The organism is Amycolatopsis mongoliensis, assembly GCF_030285665.1.
Taxonomy (GTDB): Bacteria; Actinomycetota; Actinomycetes; order Mycobacteriales; family Pseudonocardiaceae; genus Amycolatopsis; species Amycolatopsis mongoliensis.
Genome location: NZ_CP127295.1, coordinates 823,826 through 847,429, shown reverse-complemented (window position 1 = coordinate 847,429; position 23,604 = coordinate 823,826). Strand labels below are relative to the sequence as shown.

At 73.4% G+C, this 23,604-nt stretch carries 13 protein-coding genes; 7 read left to right on the top strand and 6 right to left on the bottom strand.

Annotated features, from left to right (window positions below; translation table 11 throughout):
• Positions 1-101 precede the first annotated feature (101 nt).
• A complete protein-coding gene (locus tag QRX60_RS03940; protein WP_285999433.1) occupies positions 102-371 on the bottom strand; it encodes a hypothetical protein in 270 nt (89 codons plus the stop codon).
• Positions 372-484: 113 nt separating this feature from the next.
• Positions 485-1,252: a thioesterase II family protein gene (locus QRX60_RS03935; RefSeq protein ID WP_332845823.1), complete on the bottom strand. Its 768-nt coding sequence runs from the start codon at positions 1,250-1,252 to the stop codon at positions 485-487.
• 163 nt (positions 1,253-1,415) lie between these two features.
• Between QRX60_RS03935 and QRX60_RS03930 the strand changes: the two genes are divergently transcribed.
• Together QRX60_RS03930 and QRX60_RS03925 are read left to right on the top strand one after the other, a co-directional pair.
• Positions 1,416-4,010 carry a helix-turn-helix transcriptional regulator gene (locus QRX60_RS03930; RefSeq protein ID WP_285999432.1) on the top strand — a complete coding sequence of 865 codons (2,595 nt, stop codon included), beginning with the start codon at positions 1,416-1,418 and terminating at the stop codon, positions 4,008-4,010.
• Positions 4,007-4,180 carry a hypothetical protein gene (locus tag QRX60_RS03925; RefSeq protein ID WP_285999431.1) on the top strand — a complete coding sequence of 58 codons (174 nt, stop codon included), beginning with the start codon at positions 4,007-4,009 and terminating at the stop codon, positions 4,178-4,180. The genes QRX60_RS03930 and QRX60_RS03925 overlap by 4 nt, the downstream gene beginning before the upstream one ends.
• 51 nt (positions 4,181-4,231) lie before the next feature.
• Here the strand turns inward: QRX60_RS03925 and QRX60_RS03920 are convergent, their stop codons facing one another.
• The 3 genes from QRX60_RS03920 to QRX60_RS03910 all read right to left on the bottom strand — a co-directional run bounded on the left by QRX60_RS03920 (position 4,232) and on the right by QRX60_RS03910 (position 7,276).
• Complete coding sequence (locus QRX60_RS03920; protein WP_285999430.1) at positions 4,232-5,194, bottom strand: NAD-dependent epimerase/dehydratase family protein; 963 nt, start codon at positions 5,192-5,194, stop codon at positions 4,232-4,234.
• A 75-nt stretch (positions 5,195-5,269) separates the two neighbouring features.
• A complete protein-coding gene (locus tag QRX60_RS03915) occupies positions 5,270-6,559 on the bottom strand; it encodes a nucleotide sugar dehydrogenase (protein ID WP_285999429.1) in 1,290 nt (429 codons plus the stop codon).
• Positions 6,560-6,592: 33 nt separating this feature from the next.
• Positions 6,593-7,276 carry a PIG-L deacetylase family protein gene (locus QRX60_RS03910; RefSeq protein ID WP_285999428.1) on the bottom strand — a complete coding sequence of 228 codons (684 nt, stop codon included), beginning with the start codon at positions 7,274-7,276 and terminating at the stop codon, positions 6,593-6,595.
• A 380-nt stretch (positions 7,277-7,656) separates the two neighbouring features.
• Here QRX60_RS03910 and QRX60_RS03905 point away from each other — a divergent pair, with 380 nt between their 5' ends.
• Entirely contained in the window at positions 7,657-18,606 is a 10,950-nt protein-coding gene (locus tag QRX60_RS03905) for a type I polyketide synthase (protein ID WP_285999427.1), read from the top strand.
• Positions 18,607-18,639: 33 nt separating this feature from the next.
• Here the strand turns inward: QRX60_RS03905 and QRX60_RS03900 are convergent, their stop codons facing one another.
• Entirely contained in the window at positions 18,640-19,380 is a 741-nt protein-coding gene (locus QRX60_RS03900) for a TetR/AcrR family transcriptional regulator (protein ID WP_285999426.1), read from the bottom strand.
• 77 nt (positions 19,381-19,457) lie between these two features.
• Between QRX60_RS03900 and QRX60_RS03895 the strand changes: the two genes are divergently transcribed.
• The 4 genes from QRX60_RS03895 to QRX60_RS03880 all read left to right on the top strand — a co-directional run bounded on the left by QRX60_RS03895 (position 19,458) and on the right by QRX60_RS03880 (position 23,532).
• Positions 19,458-19,889 carry a DUF1707 domain-containing protein gene (locus QRX60_RS03895; RefSeq protein WP_285999425.1) on the top strand — a complete coding sequence of 144 codons (432 nt, stop codon included), beginning with the start codon at positions 19,458-19,460 and terminating at the stop codon, positions 19,887-19,889.
• A 96-nt stretch (positions 19,890-19,985) separates the two neighbouring features.
• Positions 19,986-20,216: a hypothetical protein gene (locus tag QRX60_RS03890; RefSeq protein ID WP_285999424.1), complete on the top strand. Its 231-nt coding sequence runs from the start codon at positions 19,986-19,988 to the stop codon at positions 20,214-20,216.
• 5 nt (positions 20,217-20,221) lie between these two features.
• A complete protein-coding gene (locus QRX60_RS03885; RefSeq protein ID WP_285999423.1) occupies positions 20,222-20,980 on the top strand; it encodes an ABC transporter ATP-binding protein in 759 nt (252 codons plus the stop codon).
• The gene (locus QRX60_RS03880; protein ID WP_285999422.1) at positions 20,977-23,532 is read left to right on the top strand and encodes an ABC transporter permease; all 2,556 of its coding nucleotides are present in this window, start codon (positions 20,977-20,979) and stop codon (positions 23,530-23,532) included. The genes QRX60_RS03885 and QRX60_RS03880 overlap by 4 nt, the downstream gene beginning before the upstream one ends.
• The last annotated feature ends 72 nt before the right edge of the window (positions 23,533-23,604 follow it).

Below are 23,604 nucleotides of genomic sequence, written 5' to 3'. Positions count from 1 at the left end.
CGCGCGGGTCAGGCTCGCGGATCGCCACCTCGGACAAGGGCGCTCGACGCGAGCCGGGAACACACCCGGACGAACGCCCCCAGGCGTCCGCCGCGGGGCCGTCACACCTCGGCCAGCAGCCCCAGGGAGCACAGCGAGCCCGCCAGCAGCATCATGTCGTAGCGGGTGTCCTCGACGTCGGTCTCCCACAGCGCCGCCAGAACCGCGCTCGCACGGTCGATGTCGCCGTTGTGCTGCTTCAGCGCGATCCACATCGCCGCCGCCACCGGCTCGCACTCGATCTGGCGGCTCGTGGTGCGGCAGCTCAGCCGGAGGTGGCCGTTGGGGAGCATCCGCTGGGTGACACCGGGAACGGTCTGGATCGCCATCATGACTACCTCCGGGGGCAGGTCGTTTTCTTCGATGTACCCAGTTTCACGGACCGGGGCCCGCCGAACCATGGGGTCCGCACCTGAACTCCGCCTGGGGTTTCCCCACCCCACCCCTAAGGGCTCCAGTCACCCAGCCGGGCCTTGACACTGGCCAACACGCCCTCCAGCTGGGCGTTCAGGTAGAAGTGGCCACCGGGGAACACCTCCACGACGCACTCTCCCGTCGTGTGGGCGCGCCAGGCGTCCGCCTCGGCGATCTCCGTCACCGGGTCGTCGTCGCCCACCAGCACGTGGATCGGGCACTCCAGCTCGCGTCCCGCGCGGTGGCGGTACGTCTCGACCGCGGTGTAGTCGCCGCGGATCGCGGGCAGCACCATGCGCAGCAGCTCGTCGTCGCCCAGCACAGCCTTGTCGGTGCCGCTGAGCTCCCTGATCGCCGCGATCAGGCCGTCGTCGTCGCGCTGGTGGACGTACTCGATCCGCTGGGCGGACGGCGCCCGGCAGGCGGACGCGAACAGGCCCAGCGGCCGCGCGCCCCGCGCTTCGAGCCGGCGGGCGACCTCGTAGCCGAGCGTCGCGCCCATGCTGTGGCCGAAGAGTGCCACCGGCCGGTCGAACCACGGGCCGAGGTCGTCGGCGATCGCGTCGGCCATGGCGTCGACGTCGTCGTAGCAGCGTTCGCCCAGCCGGTCCTGGCGGCCGGGGTACTGGACGGCGACGACGTCGGCGTCCAGCCCGGCGGCGGTGGCCGCGCGCGAGAACGGGAAGTAGGCCGTCGCCGACCCGCCCGCGTGCGGCAGGCAGACCAGCCGCACGGCGGCGTCGTCGGCCGCGTGGAAGCGCCGGATCCACCGGCTCGTTCTTTCGTTCAGGGCAGTCACAGTTTCCGAAGTGTTCGGGGCCTTCCCCGCACTGGCAACCCCTAGCGAAACTGTGTCCGATTCACTCCGTTGGGTGACTTTAGATCGCGGTTGGCCCTGCTTAGGCGCCTGCTGCGAACGTCGTGGGGGCAGGAAGACAACCGCCTGCTTCGAGGAGCTTGCGATGGGCGCGATCTGGGGGCAGAACCGCCGTGAGAATCCGCAGGGGGCCTTGGCTTTTCTCGAGGACCTGCTGATCGAATGCGACGCCGGCGTGGGAGAGACGGTGCTGGTCGGCGGGGGGCCGGCCAGCGGGAAGACACACCTGCAGCACCAGGTGGTGGTGCGGGCCAAGGAACTGGGCATCGTCACGCTGACCGCGGCCGGTGCCGCCGACGAGCGGGACGTGGACGGCGGGGTGATCGACCAGCTGCTGGCGAGCCCGCTGCTGCCGCCGTCGCTGACCGGGTGCCCGGCCGGCGGCGACGTCGACGAACGGATCGCCGAGCTGTGCAGCGCGGTGCACCGGCTGGCCCGCGAACGCGCGGTGCTGGTGGCCGTCGACGACGTCCACCACGTGGACGAGACCTCGGCGCGGCTCCTGCTGCGCCTGCAGCGGCGGGCGCCGTCCGCGGCGCTGCTGCTGGTCCTCAGCCACGCCGACGGGGCGTACGCGGATTCGCCGTTCACCTCGCTGCCGCACCGGCACGTGGAGCTGACGCCGTGGTCGGTCCAGGCCATCGCGGAGCTGGTGCCGGCCGCCGGTGCCGGGCTGCCGGAGCAGATCCACGAGCTGAGCGCGGGGAACCCGCTGCTGGTCAGGGCGCTGGTCGACGCCCACCGCGGCAGCGCGGACACCGGCACGGCGTACGCCGAGGCCGTGCAGCGGCTGCTGCACCGCTACGGCTCGCCGCTGCGGGAGGTGGCGACCGCGATCGCGGTGCTGGACAGCGACGTCACCACCGAGGCCGTGGCCATCGTCGCCGGGGTCGACCCGCTGGAGGCGGAGGCGTCCACCGGCCGGCTCGCCGACGCGGGCCTGGTCGCGGGCCTCCGGTTCCGGCCGCCGGCCGTCGCCGCGGTGGTGGGCGGGCTGCGCGGGTCGGAGAAGGTCCGGCTGCACGTGCGGGCCGCCGAGGTGAAGCACGCCCGCGGGCTCAGCCCCGCCGAAGTCGCCCGGCACCTGGTCGCCGCGGGGGAGGCGGAGGCCGACTGGGCGCTGCCGGTGCTGGTCGCGGCGGCGGAGCAGGTGATGCTCGGCGACGACATCGACTTCGCCACCCGCTGCCTGAAGCTCGCCGCGTCGGTCGCGAAGGCGCGGTGGGAGCAGCAGACGATCTCGCAGCTGCTCGCCAAGATCACCTGGCGCGTCAACCCGGCCGCCGCCGCACCGCACCTGAGATCGTTGCGCGAGGCGGGTTCGCTGGACGCCTCCGACCGGATCGGGCTCGCGCGGCAGTCGCTGTGGCTGGGTGACCGGGACACCTTCGAGCGCTCGTTCGCCGCGCTCGAGCACGACGTCGAACCGCTGGACCCGCGCACCTCGGCGGAGCTCATCCTCGCCGGCTACTGGCACTACGGCGTCTCGACGACGACGGCCGACCCGGCCGATCCCTGGCTGCACACGGCGAACTCCCTGGCCGCGGTGTGGCGCACCGGCGGCACCGAGACGACTTCGGCGTGCGCGGAGCGGATCCTGCAGAACTGCCGGCTTTCGGACACCTCGCTGGAAGCGCTGGCCACGGCGATCCTCGCGCTGGCCCAGGACGACCGGGCCGACCGCGCGGAAGGCTGGTGCACATCGCTCAGCGAGGAAGCCGAGTACCGGGGCGCGATCACGTGGAAGGCGATGCTCGACGCGATCCGCGCGAGCCTGCTGCTGCGCCGGGGCGACGTCACGGGTGCCGTCGACCTCGGGAACCGGGCGCTGGCCGCGCTGGACGCGCCGAACTGGGGCGTCGCGATCAGCTACCCGCTGGCGACGCTGCTGATCGCGCACACCGCGTCCGGGGCGTTCAAGGACGCGGCGGCGGTGCTGCGGCACCCGCTGCCGGACGCGGCGTGGGGGACCCTGGGCGGCGTCCGGTACCTGCGGGCGCGCGGGCACTTCCACCTGGCGACCAACCGCGGCCTCGCGGCCGTGAGCGATCTGCAGCAGTGCCGGCGGATCCTGCACGAGCAGGAGCTGGAGCTCCCGGCGGTCCTGCCGTGGCAGGCCGACCTCGCGGAGGCGAACCTCGGGCTGGGCAACACGGCCGTCGCCGTCGAACTGGCCAAGCAGTCCCTGGCGGGGCCGGGCGACGCGTACTCGCGCGGGTCCGCCCTGCGCGTGCTGGCGCTCGCCGGTGACGCGGCGGCGCGCCCGGGGCTGCTGAACCGGGCGGCGGAGGCGTTCCGGGCGTCCGGCGACCGGCTGGAGCTGGCGAAGACGATGCGCACGATCAACCACCTGAGCCAGCGCGCGGAACGCGCCGGCGGCAGCCTGGTGCGGCCGGTGCACCTGCCGCGCCAGGGAAGGCAGGCGCCGAGGCCTCCCGCCGCGACGCGGCAGGTTGCGCGCCCGGAACCGGCGTCGCCGTCGGCATCCGCGCTGAGCGAGGCGGAGCTGAGAGTCGCCGAACTGGCGGTGGAGGGCCGGACGAACCGGCAGATCGCGGAGACGCTGTACATCACGGTGAGCACGGTGGAGCAGCACCTGACCCGCGTGTACCGCAAGCTGGGCGTCGCCGGCCGGGCCGCGCTGGCGGGCGAGTTCGCCGGGGCCGAGGGCGGGCAGTGAGCGGGCGCGCGCTGCTGACCGAGGTGGAGGTGCGGGTGGCGGAGCTCGCCTTGGCGGCGCCGGGGATCGAGGCGGTCGCGGAAGCGCTGGGGGTGCGTCCCGAAGACGCGACGGTGGTCTTGGAGACGGTGTACCGCAAGCTCGGTCCCGCCGGCAGCGCAACGCACTGAGGGGCACCCCGTGGCTCGAGAGCCACCAGGGTGCCCCTCGTGGGCGTCAGCTCAGGAACCTTGCTGGTCCGCGACGACCGCCGCGATGATGTCGTCCAGCGTCCTGCTCGGGGCGAACCCGATCTGCTCGAGCGCCCTCGTGCAGTCCGGGATCCGGCGCTGCATGTCCTCGTACCCGTCGCCGTAGGCCTCCTCGTACGGCACCTTCGCGATCGTGCTCGACGAACCCGTCGCCGAAATCACGCGCTCGGCGAGCTGGGCGATCGTCGTCTGCTCGGTGCTGCCCAGGTTGAACACCTTGCTGTACGCCGTTTCGTCGGACAGCAACGCCACCAGCGCCGGCACGACGTCGTGGACGTGGCAGAAGCAGCGCGTCTGCTGGCCGTCGCCGAAGACCGTGATCGGCTCGCCCGCCAGCGCCTGCTTCACGAACCGCGGGACGACCATGCCGTAGCGGCCCGTCTGGCGGGGGCCGACCGTGTTGAACGGGCGGACGATCACCGTGCGCAGGCCGTGCTCGACCGCGTACAGGTAGGCGAACGTCTCGTCCAGTGCCTTCGCCTCGGCGTAGGACCAGCGGTTCTTCAGGGGCGAGCCGATGATCCGGTCGGCGTCCTCGGTGAGCCCGTCGGCGGTGTTCTTGCCGTAGATCTCGCTCGTGGACGCGACCAGGATCGGCACGTCGTGCCGCAGCGCCGCGTCCAGCATCGTCTCCGCGCCGTGCAGGTTGGTGCGGAGGCTTTCCAGGGTCTTGTCGAGGATGGTGAAGACGCCGACCGCGGCGGCGAGGTGGAAGACCGCGTCGACGCCGGCCATGCACGCCTCGACCGCCGCCGAGTCGGTCACCGAGCCGCGCACGAAGCGGAAGCCCGGGTGCTCCCGGACCCCGGCGAGGTTGTCCAGCGTGCCGGTGCTGAGGTTGTCGAGCGCGACGACCTCGTGGCCGCGCTCCAGGAGGTGCTCGGTCAGGTGGGAGCCGATGAAGCCGGCGCCGCCGGTGATGAGGTAACGCACGTCGGGTGTCCTCTCAGTGTTGTCCGGGGCTTCGCCCCAGGGCGGGGGCTCCGCCACCCGGAACCCCCGGAAGAATCAGTTCGCGAAGAGCGCGGGGTCGAATCGGTAGGTGGCGTCGATGACGAGCGGGCACCGCCCGAGCCAGTCGTACCCGTGGCCGGGCTGGACGGTGTGGATCAGCGCGACGTCCCAGTCGCCGTCCGGCTCGACGACGTTGTCCAGCTGACCGCCCGTGACGCGGATGGTCGGCACCAGCGGGTCGTGGTAGCCGACCTTCGCGCCCTTCGCCGTCAGCAGGTCGATGATGTCCAGGGCCGACGACGACCGGACGTCCTGGACGCCGGGCTTGTACGTCACGCCGACCACCAGCACCCGGGTGCCCGCCAGGCCCTTCCCGTTGCGGGACAACGTGCCGGCGACGCGGTCGACGACCTGCTTGGGGCGTTCGGCGATGGCGTGCATGGCCTGCGTGACGAGCGGCGCGTTGTGCTGGGTGGCGCGCAGCTGCCAGAGCAGGTAGTGGGGGTCGCACGGGATGCAGTGACCGCCGACGCCCGGGCCGGGGTGGAAGGCCATGAAGCCGTAGGGCTTGCTCGCGGCCGCGTCGATCACCTCGATCGGGTCGATCGAGAAGCCGTCGCTGATCTCCGCGAACTCGTTGGCCAGCGCGATGTTCACCGCGCGGAAGGTGTTCTCGTAGAGCTTCGTCAGCTCGGCCGCCTCCGCGGAGCTGACGCAGTGCACCTGCGGGGTCAGCAGGGTGATCACGCGCTGCGCCATCGCGGTGCACGCCGGCGTCACGCCGCCCAGGACGCGCGGGGTCTCCTGCTGCGTGTGCGTGACGTTGCCGGGGTCGATGCGCTCGGGGCTGGACGCGACGAAGATGTCGCGGCCGATCTTGAACCCCTTGGCGGTCAACGGCTTCACCAGCATCCGCGCGGCGGTGCCGACGTAGCTGGTGGAGGTCAGGATCACCGTCTGGCCGGCCCGGGCGTGCGCGAGCACGGCCGCGCAGGCGCTTTCCAGCGGGCCGAGGTCGGGCATCAGGTACTCGTCCAGGCCGGTGGGCACGCACACCAGCACCGCGTCGGCCTCGGCCATCCGCGCCAGGTCGGCGGTGAGCTGGAAGTCCTCCTGGTGCACGGCTTTCTCCAGCCGGCGGTGGTCGGCCTCGATCAGGTCGACCTCGCCGGCGCGGATCGCGTCGAGGCGGTTCTGCGAGAGGTCGATGCCGATGATGCCGACCCCGCTCTCGTGCAGGCCGAGCGCGGTGGGCAGGCCGACGTACCCCATCCCGATGACCGCCACGGAGGTCAGTTCGTTCAGCTCGGCCAAGACTTCGTGTTCAGCGACAGTACTCGTCATTGCGGTTCACCCGTCTCTTGCACGGTGGAAGGGTCAGTGCACGACCCGGACGATTTCGAAAGCTTCGGCGAGCTCGGTGGAGACCTGCGAGCCGCGGTATTCGGCGAGGGCACGGACGCCTCGCTCGCTGCGCGGGTGGGGCCAGGGCTCGAGTTCCTTGCCGTACGCGCGCAGCGCCTCGATCTTGCGCTCGAGGTGGCTCTCCTCGAGGCGCTGCCAGCAGTTGGGGCGGAAGGTGACCGGCAGCCCGGACGCCTCGCCGACGTCGGTCGCCGAGCGGATCTCGAAGGTCCGGACCTCCTGCACGCTGCCCTTGCCCGGCCGGCCCGCCACCCGGGCGGCGCGGCTGACCAGCGCGTGGTCGGTGCTCAGGTCGCACATGCTCGTGGTGAGGATCGTGTCGGGCTCGAAGTCCCGGACCTCGTGCTCCACCACGCGGTTGAGCTCGAGGTGGCTGACCGTGTCGAGCCGGTTGTCGCCGAACTCGTGGATGCGCACGCGTTCGATGCCCAGCGTCTTCGCGGCCAGCTCGATCGCACCGGTGCGGTTGACGACGCCGGTGCCGTTCGCCGAGCGCGAGCCGTCGTCGTTGGTCAGGATGCAGAGCGCGATCGTCACGCCCTCGTCGGCGAGCCGGGCGATGGTGCCGCCCGCGCCCAGCGTCTCGTCGTCGCCGTGCGCCCCCACGACCAGCAGCTTGCTAATTTTCCTGTGCATACCGGATCCCCAGTCTTGGTGCTGATGGAAGTGCCGTCGCACGGCATCACGATCGGAAGTGTCTTCCGGGAATCTGACATTCGCCGACCAGGGCCGACAACCCCTAAAGACCGTCTAAAGCGGACCTTGGCGGGGGTGTGAACGCCCGGGTTGGGGGCGCGGTGACCGGTGGCGCTACCGGGATCCCGGATTCGGTCCCGCTGTGGCAGCGCACCCGGCCCGGCGGGCGAATTTCCCGGACACCGCATTAGGGGCGGAATTCCCACGTCATGGGGCCGTTAGGGGTGGGTGCGCCCGCGGCGCGCTCGTATCGTCGGATCCATTGCTGTGGGGGCTCGATCCCGTTTCCAGCGCAGCCGACGTGGAAGGAAAGAGGACTCGTGGGCAACTCCGAAGACAAGCTGGTCGGTGCGCTCCGCGCCTCCCTCAAGGAGAGCGAACGGCTGCGGGAGAAGAACCGGCGGCTGACCGAAGCCATCCGGGAGCCGATCGCGATCATCGGCATGGCCTGCCGCTTCCCCGGTGGCGCCACGAGCCCGGAAGAGCTGTGGCGGCTGCTCGACGGAGGCGTCGACGCGATCGGGGAGTTCCCCGCCGACCGCGGCTGGGACCTCGAGCGGCTCTACGACCCGGCCGGGGAACGACCGGGTTCGAGCTACGTGCGCGAGGGCGGTTTCCTCCACGACGCCCTGGAGTTCGACGCCGATCTCTTCGGCATCAGCCCCCGCGAAGCCCTGCTCATGGACCCCCAGCAACGGCTGCTGCTGGAAACGTCCTGGGAGGCCTTCGAACGCGCCGGGATCGCCCCGAACTCGGTCAAAGGGAGCCCCACCGGCGTCTTCGCCGGCACGATGTACCACAACTACCAGGGCAGCTACGGCTCCTCCGGCGTCATCTCCGGCCGCCTCGCCTACACCTTCGGCCTGGAAGGCCCGGCCGTCACCATCGACACCGCGTGCTCGTCGTCGCTGGTCGCGCTGCACATGGCCGTGCAGGCGCTGCGCGCCGGTGAGTGCTCGCTCGCACTGGCGGGCGGCGTTTCGGTGATGTCGACGCCGCGCACGTTCGTCGAGTTCAGCCTCGACGGCACGCTCGCCCGCAGCGCCCGCTGCCGCGCCTTCGCCGACTCGGCCGACGGCACCGGCTGGTCCGAGGGCTGCGGGATGCTGCTGGTGGAAAAGCTTTCCGACGCGCGCCGCAACGGCCACCCGGTGCTCGCGATCGTCCGCGGCACCGCGATCAACCAGGACGGCGCGTCCAACGGCATGACCGCACCCAACGGTCCCGCCCAGCAGCGCGTGATCCGCCAGGCGCTCGCCAACGCCCGGGTCAGCCCGGACGAGGTCGACGTCGTCGAGGCGCACGGCACCGCGACCAAGCTCGGCGACCCGATCGAGGCCGGCGCGCTGCTCGCCACCTACGGCCAGGGCCGGCCCGAGAACTCCCCGCTGTGGCTGGGTTCGGTCAAGTCCAACCTCGGGCACACCCAGGCGGCGTCCGGTGTCGCCGGCGTGCTGAAGATCGTGCTGTCCCTGAACAACGGAGTGCTGCCGCAGACGCTGCACGTCGACCAGCCGACCCGGCAGGTCGACTGGAGCGCCGGGCAGGTCGAGCTGCTCACCGAGCGGCGCCCATGGGAGCGCAACGGGCACCCGCGCCGCGGCGCCGTCTCGTGCTTCGGCCTGAGCGGCACCAACGCCCACGTCATCCTCGAGGAAGCCCCGGACCCCGACGACGCCGCCGAGGAGACGCCGCGCGACGACGCCGCGATCCCGTTCGTGCTGTCGGGCCGGACACCGCAGGCGTTGCGGGCGCAGGCCACGCGGCTGCTCGCGGACCTCGACGGGAACCCCGCGCAGCCGCTCGACATCGCCCGCACGCTGGCCGCCGGGCGCACGCACCTCGACCACCGCGCCGCCGTCGTGGCGAGCGACCGCGACGAGCTGATCGCCGCGCTGCGCGGGTTCGCCGACGGCGAGCCGGGCGCGCTGACCGGCGTCGCCCGCGGCGAGACGAGCACCGCGTTCCTGTTCTCCGGCCAGGGTTCCCAGCGCGCCGGGATGGGCGCGGTCCTCAGCGCCCAGTACCCGGCGTTCGCCCAGGCGTACGCCGAGACCTGCGCCGAGCTGGACAAGCACCTCGACCGCCCGATCCGCGAGGTGATCGACACCGACGCGGACGCCCTGTCGCAGACCGGGCACACCCAGGCCGCCCTGTTCGCCTTCGAGGTCGCGCTGTTCCGGTTCGTCGAGTCGTGGGGCCTGGTCCCGGACGCGGTGTGCGGCCACTCCATCGGCGAGCTCGCCGCGGCCCACTGCGCGGGCGTGTTCTCCCTCGCCGACGCCGCGAAACTGGTCGCCGCCCGGGGCCGCCTGATGCAGGCCCTGCCCACCGGGGGTGCGATGGTCGCCGTCGAGGGCACGGCCGAGGAGGTCGTCGCCCACGATCCACAAGGGACAGTCGACGTCGCCGCCGTCAACGGCCCGCGAGCCGTCGTCATCTCCGGCGCGGAGGACGCGGTCGTCGCGATCGGCGACAAGTTCGTCGACGCGGGCCGCCGGACCACGCGGCTGAAGGTCTCGCACGCGTTCCACTCGCGGCTGATGGATCCGATGCTGGCGGAGTTCCGCGCCGTGGCAAGGAGTCTCACCTACGCGCAGCCCGAGCTGACCGTCGTCTCGAGCGTCACCGGCGGGGAGGTCTCGGCCGAGCTGACCGATCCCGAGTACTGGGTGAGCAACGTCCGGCAGCCGGTCCGGTTCGCCGACGCCGTGCGCGCGCTGACCGCCGAGGGCGTCAACCGGTTCCTGGAACTGGGCCCGGACGCCCCGCTGACCGCCGCCGTCCCGCAGTCCGCCGACTCCGCGCTCGCCGTCGCGGCCCAGCGCCGGGACGTCCCCGAAGACGTCGCCGTCGCGACCGCGCTCGCCACCCTGCACGTCCGCGGCGTCGTGCCGGACTGGGCCGCGCACTTCACCGCCCGCGGTGCGGGCCGGGCGGACCTCCCGACCTACGCCTTCCAGCACCAGCGGTACTGGCTCGAGGTGTCGAACGAATCCGGCGACGTCTCCTCGATCGGCCTCGACCCGGTCGACCACCCCCTGCTCGGCGCGGCCACCCTGCTGGCCGACACCGACGGCGTGCTGCTGTCCGGCCGGATCTCCGCCACCACCCACCCGTGGCTCAACGACCACGTCGTCGGCGGGGCGATCCTGTTGCCGGGCACGGCGTTCGTCGAGCTGGCCGTCCGCGCCGGCGACGAGGTCGGCTGCGGCCGCGTCCGCGACCTGACCCTGCACGCCCCGCTGGTGCTGCCCGCGAAGGGTGCCGCGCGGATCCAGGTCCGGATCGGCAAGCCCGCCGCCGACGGCTCCCGCCCGATCAGCGTCCACTCGCGACCCGACGACCTCGCCGCCACCGGCGGCTGGACCCGGCACGCCGACGGCACGCTCGCACCCGCGACGGCCGCCGCCGCGTTCGACCTCGGCGCGTGGCCGCCCGCCGGGGCCGAGGTCGTCGACATCGACGGCATGTACGACCTGCTGGCCGAAGCCGGCATGGCCTACGGCCCGGTCTTCCAGGGCCTGCGCGCGGCCTGGCGGGCCGGCGAGGACATCTTCGCCGAAGTCGCCCTGCCCGAGCAGGACCGGCTCGGCGCCGAAGCGTTCGGCCTGCACCCCGCGGTCTTCGACGCGTCCCTGCACGCCGTCGGGCTCAGTTCAGCCGCGGGCGAGGGCACCACGCTGCCGTACTCCTGGTCCGACGTCGAGCTGCTGGCCGCGGGCGCGGCTTCGCTGCGAGTGCACGTCCACCCGACCGGCGAGCAGACGGTCGAGCTGCGGCTGGCCGACTCGGCCGGCGCTCCGGTCGCCCGGGTCGGGCAGCTGGGGCTGCGCCGGATCAGCGAGGAACAGCTCGCCGCGGCCCGCGCGAAGCCCGGCGGCACCGACTCCCTCTACCGCGTCGACTGGGTCCCGACGACCCTGCCGGACGGTTCCGAAGCGGACTTCACGGTGTACGAAGTCAAGCCCGGCACGACCGCCGCGGCGGCGAAGAAGGCCGTCCACAGCGCTCTGCCGGAGATCCAGAACCGGCTGTCCGCCGACGAACGACGCTTGCTCGTGGTGACCCCCGACGACCTGGCCGGGGCTGCCGTCGCCGGGCTCGTCCGCTCCGCGCAGGTCGAGAACCCCGGTCGGATCGTGCTCGTCGAGGGCAGCGCGACGCCCGAGCAGCTGGCCGCCGTCTCCGTTGCCGACGAGACGTCGGTGCGGGTCGAGAACGGTGAAGTCTCGGTGCCGCGGCTGGCCCGCGCGGTGCCCGAAGCCGCCGAGCCGCCCGAGTGGGGCACGGTGCTGATCACGGGCGGTACCGGTGCCCTGGGCAAGCTCGTCGCGAAGCACCTCGCGCGGCAGCACGGCGTCAAGGACCTCGTGCTCGTCAGCCGTCGTGGTCCCGAGGCCGAGGGAGCGGCGGAGCTGGTGGCCGAGCTGGCGGAGCTGGGGGCCGAGGCGGCCGTCGTGGCCGCCGACCTCGCGAACCGCGCGAAAGTTCGTGCCCTGCTGAAGAAGTACCCGGTGAAGTCGGTCGTCCACGCGGCCGGGGTGCTCGACGACGGCGTCTTCGCCTCGATGACGCCCGAGCGCGTCGACGGCGTCTTCGACCCGAAGGCCCTGGCCGCCTGGCACCTGCACGAGCTGGCCGGCGACCTCACCGCGTTCGTCACGTTCTCCTCGGCCGCCGGCGTGCTCGGCGCGCCCGGCCAGGCGAACTACGCTGCCGCCAACGCCTTCCTGGACGCGCTCACCGCGGTGCGCCGCGCCGAGGGCAAGCCCGCGCACTCGCTGGCGTGGGGCATGTGGGAGTCGGCGGCCGGCATGGCCGGCGAAACCCACGGCAAGCGCGGCCTCGGCGCCTTCGGCGTCGACGAGGGCCTGGCGCTGTTCGACGCCGCGGTCGGCGCGGCGGGCGACCTCTACGTCCCGATCAAGCTCGACCTGCCCGCGTGGCGCGACGCGGGTGGCGTCCCCGACCTGCTGCGCGGTCTCGTCCCGGCGTCCCGGCGGACGGTGTCCGACCGCGAGGCGGGCGCGGACTCGTTGCTGGGCAAGCTGATCCGGCTGCCCGCGGAGAAGCGTCCCGGCCACCTGCTCGAGCTGGTCGTCCAGCACGCGGCCGCGGTCCTCGGCCACGGCTCGGCCGGCCTCATCGACGCCGACCGCGCGTTCAAGGACCTCGGGTTCGACTCGCTGACCGCGGTCGAACTGCGCAACGCGCTCAACGAGGCCACCGGCCTGAGCCTGACCGCGACGCTCGTCTTCGACCACCCGACCGCGGGCGACCTCGCGGCCCACCTGCACGAGTCGCTTCTGGGCGAGCTCGGCGACGCGGGGGAGCCCGAGGAGACCACCGCCGGCGTGGGCACCGACGAGCCGGTAGCGATCGTCGGCATGGCCTGCCGGTACCCCGGCGGCGTCACGAACCCGGAGGAGCTGTGGGAGCTGATCACGGCCGGCCGTGACGGCACCTCGCGGTTCCCGGAGGACCGGTCCTGGGACCTCGAATACTGGCTCGGCCTGGCGGCGGCCGCGGGCAAGGAGCCCAACGGCGGGTTCGTCACCGGCGCCACCGACTTCGACGCCGGCTTCTTCGGCATCAGCCCGAGCGAAGCCGTGATGATGGACCCGCAGCAGCGGATGCTCCTCGAAGCGTGCTGGGAAGCGTGCGAGTCCGCCGGCATCGACCCGCTGGCGCTCAAGGGAACCGACACCGGCGTCTTCGCCGGGGTGATGCAGTCCGACTACGACCCCGGCCCGATGGGCGGGACCGAGCACGGCCTGTTCCGCGGCTCCGGCGCGCTCGGCAGCGTCGTGTCCGGGCGGGTCGCCTACGTCTACGGCCTGGAGGGACCCGCGGTCTCGATCGACACCGCGTGCTCGTCGTCGCTGGTGGCGCTGCACCTGGCCATCCAGGCGCTGCGCCAGGGCGACTGCTCGCTGGCACTGGCCGGCGGGGTGTCGGCGCTGGTGTCGCCGGAGCCGTTCGTGAACTTCGACAACGGCGGCACCGCTGCCGACGGACGGTCGAAGCCCTACTCGGCGGCGGCCGACGGGCTGGGCTGGGCCGAGGGCGCCGGCCTGCTGGTCCTCGAGCGGCTGTCCGACGCCCGGCGCAACGGGCACGAGGTCCTCGCCGTGGTCCGGGCCAGCGCGGTGAACTCCGACGGCGCGTCCAACGGCCTCACCGCGCCGAACGGCCCGTCGCAGGAACGGGTGATCCGGCGCGCGCTCAAGCTCGCCGGCCTCGGCCCGCACGACGTGGACGCGGTGGAAGGGCACGGCACCGGCACCAAGCTGGGCGACCCGATCGAGGCCAACGCCCTGCTCGCCACCTACGGCCGGGACCGGGCGCAGGACGAGCCGCTGTGGCTGGGGTCGGTCAAGTCGAACATCGGGCACACCCAGGCCGCCGCGGGCGTCGCCGGAGTGATCAAGATGGTCCTCGCGATGCGGCACGGCGAGCTGCCGATGAGCCGCTACAGCGACGACCCGACGCCGCACGTCGACTGGTCGCCGGGCACCGTGCGGCTGCTCGCCGAGACGATCCCGTGGCCCGACCGCGGACGGCCGCGCCGGGCCGGCGTGTCGTCCTTCGGGTACAGCGGCACCAACGCGCACGTGATCCTGGAGCAGGCGCCGCCGGCCGCCGGACCCGAGCCGGTGCGCGCACCGGAAGACCGCGTCGCGGTGCTCCCGCCGTGGCTGCTGACCGCACGCACCCCGGAGGCGCTGCCGTTGCAGGCCGCCGCGCTGCTGACCCACCTGCAGGAGAACCCGGGGCTGGACCCGCTCGACGTCGGGTTCTCCCTGGCGACCCGCGCCCCGGTGCTGCCCTACCGCGCCGCGGTCGCCGGTGATGACCGGGACGAGCTCGTCGCCGGGCTCACCGCACTGGCCGCGGGCGAGGACTCGCCCGCGGTGGCGCGGGGAACCGCGCGCGGGGGCCGGACGGCGTTCCTGTTCTCCGGGCAGGGCACCCAGCGCCCCGGCATGGGCCGTGAGCTGTGTGCCGCTTTCCCCGTGTTCGAGCACAGTTTCACGCGGACGAGCGCTCTGTTCGACGGCCACCTCGGCCGTTCGCTGCGCCAGGTGATGTTCGCCGAGGAAGGCACGGCGGACGCCCAGCTGCTCGACCGGACGGCGTTCACCCAGGCCGCGCTCTTCACCATGCAGGTGTCGCTCTACCGCCTGGTCGAGTCGTGGGGCCTGCGCCCGGACGCGCTGATGGGCCACTCCTTCGGCGAGATCGCCGCGGCGCACGTGGCCGGGGTGTTCTCGCTGGCGGACGCGGCGAAGCTGGTCGCCTACCGCGGCCAGCTCATGCAGGAGGCCCCGCCCGGCGCCGCGATCGCGGTCGAGGCCGCCGAGAGCGAGGTGACGCCCCTGCTCACCCCCGCCTCGGCGATCGCGGCGATCAACAGCCCGACGTCGATCGTGGTGTCCGGCGCGGAGGCCGACGTGCTTTCGATCGTCGAGCACTTCCGGGCGCTCGGCCGCCGGACCAAGCGGCTGGCCATCACGGTGGCCGCCCACTCGCCGCTGCTCGACGAGATCCTGCCCGAGTTGCGCGAGATCGCCGAGGAGCTCACCTACGAGCCGGCCCGGATCCCCGTCGTGTCCACAGTGGACGGCGCCGAGGTCGCGCCGGAGCGCTGGGCCGACCCGGAGTACTGGGTGGCCAACTGCCGGCAGGGCGTGCGGTTCCTCGACGGCGTCCGCGCCCTGGAAGCGGCCGGCGTGAGCCGGTACGTCGAGCTCGGCACCGACGGCACCATCGCGGCCATGGCCCAGGGCTGCCTGAGCGGCGACCCGCGTGACGTGGTCGTGGTCCCGATGCGGGCCAAGAAGGAGCCGGAGGTGCGGGGCGCCCAGCTGGCGGCGGGCCGCTTCTTCGCCCACGGCCTGGACGTGTCCGGGGCGCGGCTGTTCCGCGGCGCGGAGCGCGTCCCGCTGCCGCCGTACGCCTTCCACCGCACCCGGTTCTGGCCGGAGGTCGACGTGGAAGCCTTGCGCGCCACCGACGATCTCGCCGTGACCGGGCTCGACGCCACCGAACACCCGCTGGTCTCCGCCACCCTGGCGGTGGCGGGTTCCACGCAGGTGGTGCTGACCGGGCAGATTTCGGTGCACACGCACCCGTGGCTGGCCGACCACACCGTCGGCGGCGCGATCATCTTCCCGGGTGCCGGCTTCGTCGAGCTCGCCGTGCGGGCCGGTGACGAGGCGGGCTGCCCGCGGCTCGACGAGCTGACGCTGGAGGCGCCCCTGCTGGTGCCCGAGCTGGGCAAGGTCCGGCTGCAGGTCGTCGTCGACGAGCCGGCTGCCGCCGGCCGCCGCGCGGTCTCGGTGTATTCGCAGGCCGACGCGGCGGATCCGTGGGTCCGGCACGCCGCGGGCGTCCTGGCGCCCTCGGTGGAAGGCGAGCCCGCCGGGCTGGAGGCGTGGCCACCCGCGGGCGCCGAGCCGGTGGACCTGGACGGCGTCTACGAAGCGTTCGCCGACGTCGGCATCGGCTACGGACCGGCGTTCCAGGGGCTGACCGCCGCCTGGGTCCGCGACGGCGAGGTGTTCGCGGAGGTCGCTTCGGCGGAGTCCGGGGCCGACCGGTTCGGGCTGCACCCGGCCGTCTTCGACGCCGCGCTGCACGCGATCGGCCTCTGCGAAGCGGTCACGGTCGCGGGCGGGCTGCCGTTCGCGTGGACGGACGTCGAGCTGCACGCGGCGGGCGCGTCCCGGCTGCGGGTGCGGGTCGTCCCGCTCGGCGCCGACTCCGTGTCGCTCGAGCTGGCGGACCAGACAGGCCGTCCGGTCGCTTCGGTCGGTTCGCTGGTGCTGCGGGCCGGGGCTCCGGACGTCTCGGTGGCCCGGCCGCCCAAGTCGCTCCACGGATGGGCGTGGCAGCCGGTCCCCGTGCCCGCGTCCGCCACCGGAAGCTGGGCGGTGCTCGAGGACGGTCTCGACGCGCTCCTGGGCGCCGGCCCGGTTCCCGAGGTCGTGGCGCTCGATCTGTCCACTTCGGACGCCACGGTGCAGGAGACCGTGACGGGCACCCTGGACCTGGTGCAGGACTGGCTGGGCCGCGCGGAGTTCGCGAACTCCACCGTGGTCGTGCTGACCCGCGGTGCGGCCACCCTGGCCGGCGAGGACGTCACCGACCTGGCCGGCGCGGCCGTGTGGGGCCTGGTCCGGGCGGTCCAGTCCGAGCACCCCGGCCGGTTCGTGCTCGCGGACGTCGACGAGATCGCCGCGGTCCCGGTGTCCCGGCTCGCGGCCGCCGGTGAACCGCAGCTCGTCGTCCGCGGCGGGGCCGCGCACGGCGGCCGGCTGACCCGGCTCGCGCCGTCGGCCGAGGCGCCGTCGACGACGTTCGATCCCGACGGCACCACGCTCGTCACCGGGGCCGGCGGCGGGATCGGCTCCCGGCTCGTGCGGCACCTCGTCACCGAGCACGGCGTGCGGAACCTGCTGCTCGTCAGCCGCCGCGGCGCGGCTCCCGGCCAGGTCGAAGAGCTGACCGGGCTGGGCGCGGCCGTCACGGTCGGCGTCTGCGACGCCGCCGACGAGGCCGCGCTCGCCGGGGTGCTCGCCGCGATCCCGGCCGAGCACCCGCTGACCGCGGTCGTGCACCTGGCCGCGGTGGTGGACGACGCGCCCGTCACCTCCCTGACGCGCGAGCGGGTGGCCGCGATGCTGCGGCCGAAGGTCGACGCCGCGCTGAACCTGCACCGGCTGACCGAGCACGAGAACCTGTCGGCGTTCGTGCTCTTCTCGTCCGTCGCGGGCCTGCTGGGCAACGCCGGCCAGGCCGGGTACGCCGCCGGCAACAGCTTCCTCGACGCACTCGCCGTCCACCGGCGCGCGCACGGGCTGCCTGCGCAGTCGCTCGCCTGGGGCCTGTGGGACGCCCCGAGCGACGCCACGGCGGCGCTGACCGACGCCGACCGGGCGCGGCTGGCGCGCAACGGCGTCTCTCCGCTGTCCGGGGACGAAGGGATGGAGCTGTTCGACGCGGCTTCGCTGCGGCCGGAAGCCTTGCTGGTGCCGATGAAGGTGAGCACCGAAGGGGAGCCGGGCGACGTCCCGCCGGTCTTCCGGGCCTTGGCCCCGCGCACCCGGCGGGTGGCCTCGCAGGCGGCCGAGGGCCCGACGCTGCAGCAGCGGCTGGCCGGGCTCGACCCGCTGCAGCGGGAGCGGGCCGTGCTGGACCTGGTCCTGGACCGGACCGCGGCCGTGCTCGGCTACGCCGGGGGCGGCGCGATCGACGCGCAGCGGCACTTCCTCGAGTCCGGCCTGGACTCGCTCACCGCGGTCGAACTGCGCAACGGGCTCAACGAACACACCGGGCTGAGGCTGCCGCCGACCGTAGTCTTCGACCACCAGACCCCGGCGGGCCTGGCCGCCCACCTGCTCGCCGAACTGGACGGCGACGGGCCGGCGCCCGCGCCGGCCGAGGAGGCCGACGCGCTGGCGAGCGTGTTCGCCGACTCCGTGCGGGCCGGGCGGGTGCAGGACGGTCTGGGCATGCTGGCCTCGGTGGCGAACCTCCGGCCGTCGTTCACTTCGTCGGCCGACATCGACGGGCTGCCCTCGCCGGTGCGGCTGAAGGAGGGCACCGCGGCGACGCAGCTGTTCTGCTTCAGCACGCCGGTGGCGACCGGCGGTGTCTACCAGTACGCGAAGCTGGCGGCCGGGTTCCCCGGCGACCGGGAGCTCTACGCCGTGCCGATGCCCGGCTTCCTGCCGGAGGAGTCGCTGCCGGTGACCCCGGAGGCGATCGTCGACGTGCTGGCGGAGAGCCTGCGCAAGGCGGCGGGCGACCGGCCGTTCGCGCTGCTCGGGTACTCCTCGGCGGGCATCCTGGTGCACGCCGTGGCGGACTGCCTGGAACGTGCCGGCACCCCGGCGGCGGGCATCGTGCTCCTGGACACCTACGCGATCAACGGCGACGACGCGATCGGCGACACCGCGGCGGACCTGGCGAAGGGCATGCTGGCGCACGAATCCCAGTACGGCGCCTTCGACCGGGCGAAGCTCACGGCGATGGCCCGGTACATGGACCTGTTGCCCCGCATCGAAATCGCCGACATCGCGACGCCGTCCCTGCTGGTCCGTGCGGCCGATCCGTTCGACGGGGCGGTGGGTTCCTGGCAGACGACGTGGTCCCACGCGGACCAAGCGCACACGGCGCCGGGCCACCACTTCACGCTGATCGACACCGAGGCGCCCACCACGGCCGCCGCCGTCGCCGACTGGCTCACCGGCCTGGACTGACGTGCCGCGGCCGGTCGTGAGTGGGAAACAGTGTTAGAACACCGTTTCCCACTCACGACCGGTCAGGCCCGCCACCGCCGCGAGCACCGGGTCGAGGCCGGTGGTGAAGAAGGTTTCGCGGTCCTCCGCCGTCGCCGGGTACCGGCCGGCGGAGACCAGGGCCGCCAGCCCGGCCGAGTCCGCGCGGCTCAGGCGGGGCGCGAGGTGGTCGCGCACCGCCGACGCCTCGGCGGGCGTGGTCGGGGTGGCCAGCCGGACGGCCGTGGCGTGGGCGAACCCGGACACCAGCGTCACGCACCCCAGCAGGTGCTCCTCACCGACGCCGGCGAGCGAGCACGCGCGCAGCAGCACTTCCGTCCAGGCCAGCCGGTGCGGGGTCACCGGGTCGCCGCGCATCGAAAGGTCCAGCAGCCACGTGCGTCCCAGCAGCCGCTCGACGACCGCCCGGGTCCAGGCACGGACGTCGGAGCGCCAGTCGCCCGACGAGGCCAAGCCCGCGGGCGGCGGCCCCCAGCCGGCGTCGGCCAGCAGCACCGTCAGCTCTTCCTTGGAGCTGACATAGCGATAAAGCGCGTTCGTCGTGACCCCCACCTCGTGGGCGATGTTGGGGAGCGAGGCGTTGGCGACGCCGTCGGCGTCGGCGAGCTCCACCGCCGCCGCGACGATCTGCGCCACCGTGTGCGCCGGTTTGGGGCCGCGGCGCGGCGGCGGGGTCGCTCCCCACGCCAGCGCCAGCCCGGGTGGCAGCTCCGGCGTCGTGTCCCTGTCCAGCATGGTGCGTCTTCCCTGGCGAGTGCTCCGGCAGTAAACTGTGAAAGTCTTACACTGATTTGGGCGGAGGGCGAGCGGACGTGATCGAGAACAGGCCGGTGGCGGAGGCCGTCGGCCGGCTCCTGTGGCCGGAGCGTACGCGGGCCACCGAGCTCGACCGCAAGCTCGCGGTCACGCGGATCGACCACGCCCGCTCCGAAGGCCGGTGCGACGACGCCGAGGTCCGCCTGGCCAGAGTGCGGACCGCCACCACGCTCGCGGAGCTGAGCAGCGCCGTCGACGGCAGCGCCGAGCCCGTCGTGCCGCCGATCCTGGCGGCCGCCCCGCGGGTCGGGCTGGCGGTGTGGAGCGTCATCAACCTCGTCGACCTCGCCGTCTACCTCACCTTGGGACTGGTCAGCGGCCACTGGGACGGGCCGTGGGTGCTGTGGCCGGCGCTCGGCGGCGGCCTGCTCGTGCTCGGCCTGTGGTCCACGCGCGAACGGGACCGCCGGCTGCGCCTCGGCGAGTGATCCACCCCTGATCCGGCAGGGGTCCCCGGTTCCCCGAACGCCGCACTAGGCTAATCTGTGTAATCCATACACAGATTTCTGAGATCGGGGGCCGACATGGCCGGGACGACAGAAACCGCGGGGCGCACGACCGCCCTCAAAGTGATCGCGATCGTGTGGCTCGCCGCGACCGGCATCAACCTGCTGGTCTGGCTGATCATGTGCTTCGCGACGCTCAGCCTGCATTCGCCGTTCTGGATCTGGCCGCTGCTCGGCGGTGCGCTCATCGTGGTGCCCTGGTACTACGCGGTCCGCAACCGCTCGAACGAACGGATCGCGCGGGGATGACGACCATGACGACCACCGGGTCGCCCGTCCGGCTGGACTCGGTGAAGAAGACGTACGGGCGCGGCGAGAGCGGTGTGGTCGCGCTCGCCGGGGTCAGCGTGGAGTTCCCCGCCGGCAGCTTCACCGCGGTGATGGGCCCGTCGGGGTCCGGCAAGAGCACCCTGCTGCACTGCGCCGCCGGGCTCGACCGGCCCGACACGGGCAGCGTCACGCTCGTCGGCACCGACCTCAAGGGCCGCACCGAGACCCAGCTGACCGAGCTGCGCCGCGAGCACGTGGCGTTCGTGTTCCAGTCGTTCAACCTGATGCCTGCCCTCAACGTCGAGGAGAACATCACGCTCCCGATGCTGCTGGCGGGCAAGGAACCGGACCGGGCGTGGATCGCCCAGGTCGTCGAGCGGGTCGGCCTGTCGCAGCGGGTCCGGCACCGTCCCGGCGAGCTGTCCGGCGGCCAGCAGCAGCGCGTCGCGATCGCCCGCGCGCTCGCCGGCCGCTCGGCGGTGACCTTCGCCGACGAGCCGACCGGCGCGCTGGACACGTCCACCGCGCTCGAGGTGCTCGGGCTGCTGCGCGAGCTCGCCGACGCCGGCCAGACGATCGTGATGGTCACCCACGACCCGGTCGCCGCGTCGTTCGCCGACGAGGTGCTCTTCCTGGTGGACGGGCAGATCGTGACGAAGATGGCCAGTCCGGCCGTCGAGATGGTCGCCGCGGAGCTGGCGCGCCTCGGTGCCCGGGCCAAGCAGGCGAGGGGGCGGCAGTGAACCCGCGGCGGGTGGTCCTGCGGATGGCGCTGGCCAGCCTGCGCTACCGCGCGGCCGCCTCGCTGGCGACGTTCGTCGCGGTCCTCGTCGGCTGCTCGCTGCTGATCGCGTGCGGCGGCCTCTTCGAGACCGCGCTGGCCATCGACGCCCAGCCGCAGCGGCTCGCGGCCGCGCCGGTCGTCGTCGGCGGCTCGGGCGGGTTCAAGCTGCCCGACGAGGAGTCGCAGGTCGTCCCCTACAGCGAGCGCGCGGGCGTCCCGGCCGACCAGGTCGCCAAGATCGCGGCCGTGCCGGGCGTGCGGCAGGTCGTGCCGGACACGACGTTCGCCGCCGTGGTGGCCACCGCGGCCGGGCCGCTGGGCGCCGAAGCGCCGCTGGCCGGACACGGGTGGGACTCCGCCGTGCTCGCGCCTTACTCCCTTGTGGACGGTTCGCAGCCGCGCTCGACCGGCCAGGTCGTCCTCGACGAGGCTTCGGCCGCGGCCGCCGGAGTGCGTGCCGGGGGCCAGGTGCCCATCGCCGTCGACGGTGCGCCGCCGCGGGACTTCGTGGTCACCGGGATCGTGCACGGCGACCGGACCGGGCCCGCACTGTTCTTCTCGCCCGCCGACGCCCAGCAGTTCTCGGTGCACCCCGGCACGGTCGACCTGGTCGGCGTCTTCCCGGCCGACGGCGTCGACGCCGGTGAGGTCGCCGCCCGGATCGCCGAACAGCTGCCGGCGCTCACCGTGCTGACCGGTGCCGACCGCGGCTCCGCCGAGTTCCCCGGCATCGACGGCGCCCAGTTGCCGCTGATCCTGCTCGCCGGCGTGTTCGGCGGCATGGTCCTGGTGGTCATGGCGCTGGTGGTGTCGGCGACGATCAGCCTCACCGTCCGGCAGCGGCAGCAGGAGCTCGCGCTCCTGCGGGCCACCGGCGCGACGCCGCGGCAGGTGCACCGCATGGTGCTCGCCGAGACCATGGTGGTCGCCGTGCTGGGCGCCCTGGCCGGGCTGGTCCTCGGCCGCCTGGTCGGCACGGAGATCTTCAGCTTCACCACGGGCCACGGCATGCTCCCGCCCCAGCTCGAGTTCCAGCAGGGGATCATCGCCTTCGGAGGCGGCGTGGTGGTCTCGCTCGGCATCTCGTTCGCCGCCGCGTGGTTCGCCGCGCTGCCGGCGGCGCGGGCCCGGCCGCTGCAGGCGCTCGCCGAGGCGGCCATCCCGCCCGCGAAGGTCAACGACGTCCGCCGCTTCGGCGCCAAGGTGCTCGCCGCGGCGACCGTGGTGCTCGCGATCGCGAGCCTGTTCACGCCGGTGGACATCACGTCGGCCGTGTGCGGTGCCGCCGTGCTGACCGGCTCGATCGCCGTCGCGCTGATCGGCCCGGAGCTGCTGGCGTTCGTCGCCACGCGGTTCGGGCCGCTGATCCGGCGGGTCGGCGGCCGCGACGCGGTGCTCGCGGTGATCAACTCGCGGACCCGCGCGGTGGCGTTCGCCGCGGTGCTGACGCCGATCACGCTCGCCACCGCGGTCGCGCTCGGGAACGTGTACGCCGAAACCACGCAGCAAGACGCCATCATCAGCGCCTACGCCGGCCAGCTGCAGGCGGACGCCGTGGTGACCAGCGGCACCGGCGCGGTCTCGCCCGCGCTGGCCGACGCCGTCCGGCGGGCGCCGGGCGTCGGGTCGGTGTCGCCGCTGGTGACCAGCCAGGGCTGGATCGAAGAGCCCTACGACGGCAACGGCAGCGACCCGGGCCGGCTGCTCGGCCTCGACGTCCGGGACGCGAACGGGGTGCTGGCGACGCCGGTGACGTCCGGTTCGCTGGGCGACCTCACCGGCGAAACGGTGGCGCTGCCCGAAGGCATCGCGGACGACCTGGACCTGAAGCTCGGTGACCGGATCACCCTGCGCCTCGGCGACGGGGCGCAGGCGAAGGTGAAGATCGTCGCGCTGCTGGACAGCCCGTCGGGCTACCCCAGCATCGTGCTGCCGGCCGCGCTGCTCGCCCCGCACACGACACCGGGCATGGCGAACCGGCTGCTGGTCCGCGCGGCGGACGGACATGATTCGGCGGCGACCGTCTCGGCGGTCACCGCGGCGACGGCGAACTGGCCCGGGGCCGTCGTGGGTGACTCCGACGCGGTGAAGGAGAGCTTCGCGGCCATCGCCGACATCGAAGCGATGATCCACTACCTGCTGGCCGTGCTCGCCATCGCCTACGCGGCGATCGCGGCGGTGAACACGCTCGCCGTGGCGGTGCTGTCGCGGCGTCGCGAGTTCGGCGTGCAGCGGCTCGCCGGGGCGCGGCGGGGGCAGGTCCGCTCGATGCTGATGATCGAGGGCGGCATCCTGGCCGTGCTCGGCCTGGTGCTCGGGACGGCGATCTCGCTGTTCACCATCATCCCGATGGCGATCTCGTCCGGCACCATCGTGCCGGTCGGCCCGCTGTGGGTGTTCCTCGCGGTCATCGCCGCCGTGTTCCTGATCGTCTGGCCGGTCACCGCGCTTTCCGCGCGGCTCGCGATGCGGCGCAGTCCGATCGAAGCGGTGACGTTGCCGGGGCAATAGGGATTTGTAGGGGTTAGCGGGCCGGCCCGGTGCGGATAGTGTCGAAAACGACTATCCGCACCGGGCCGGCCC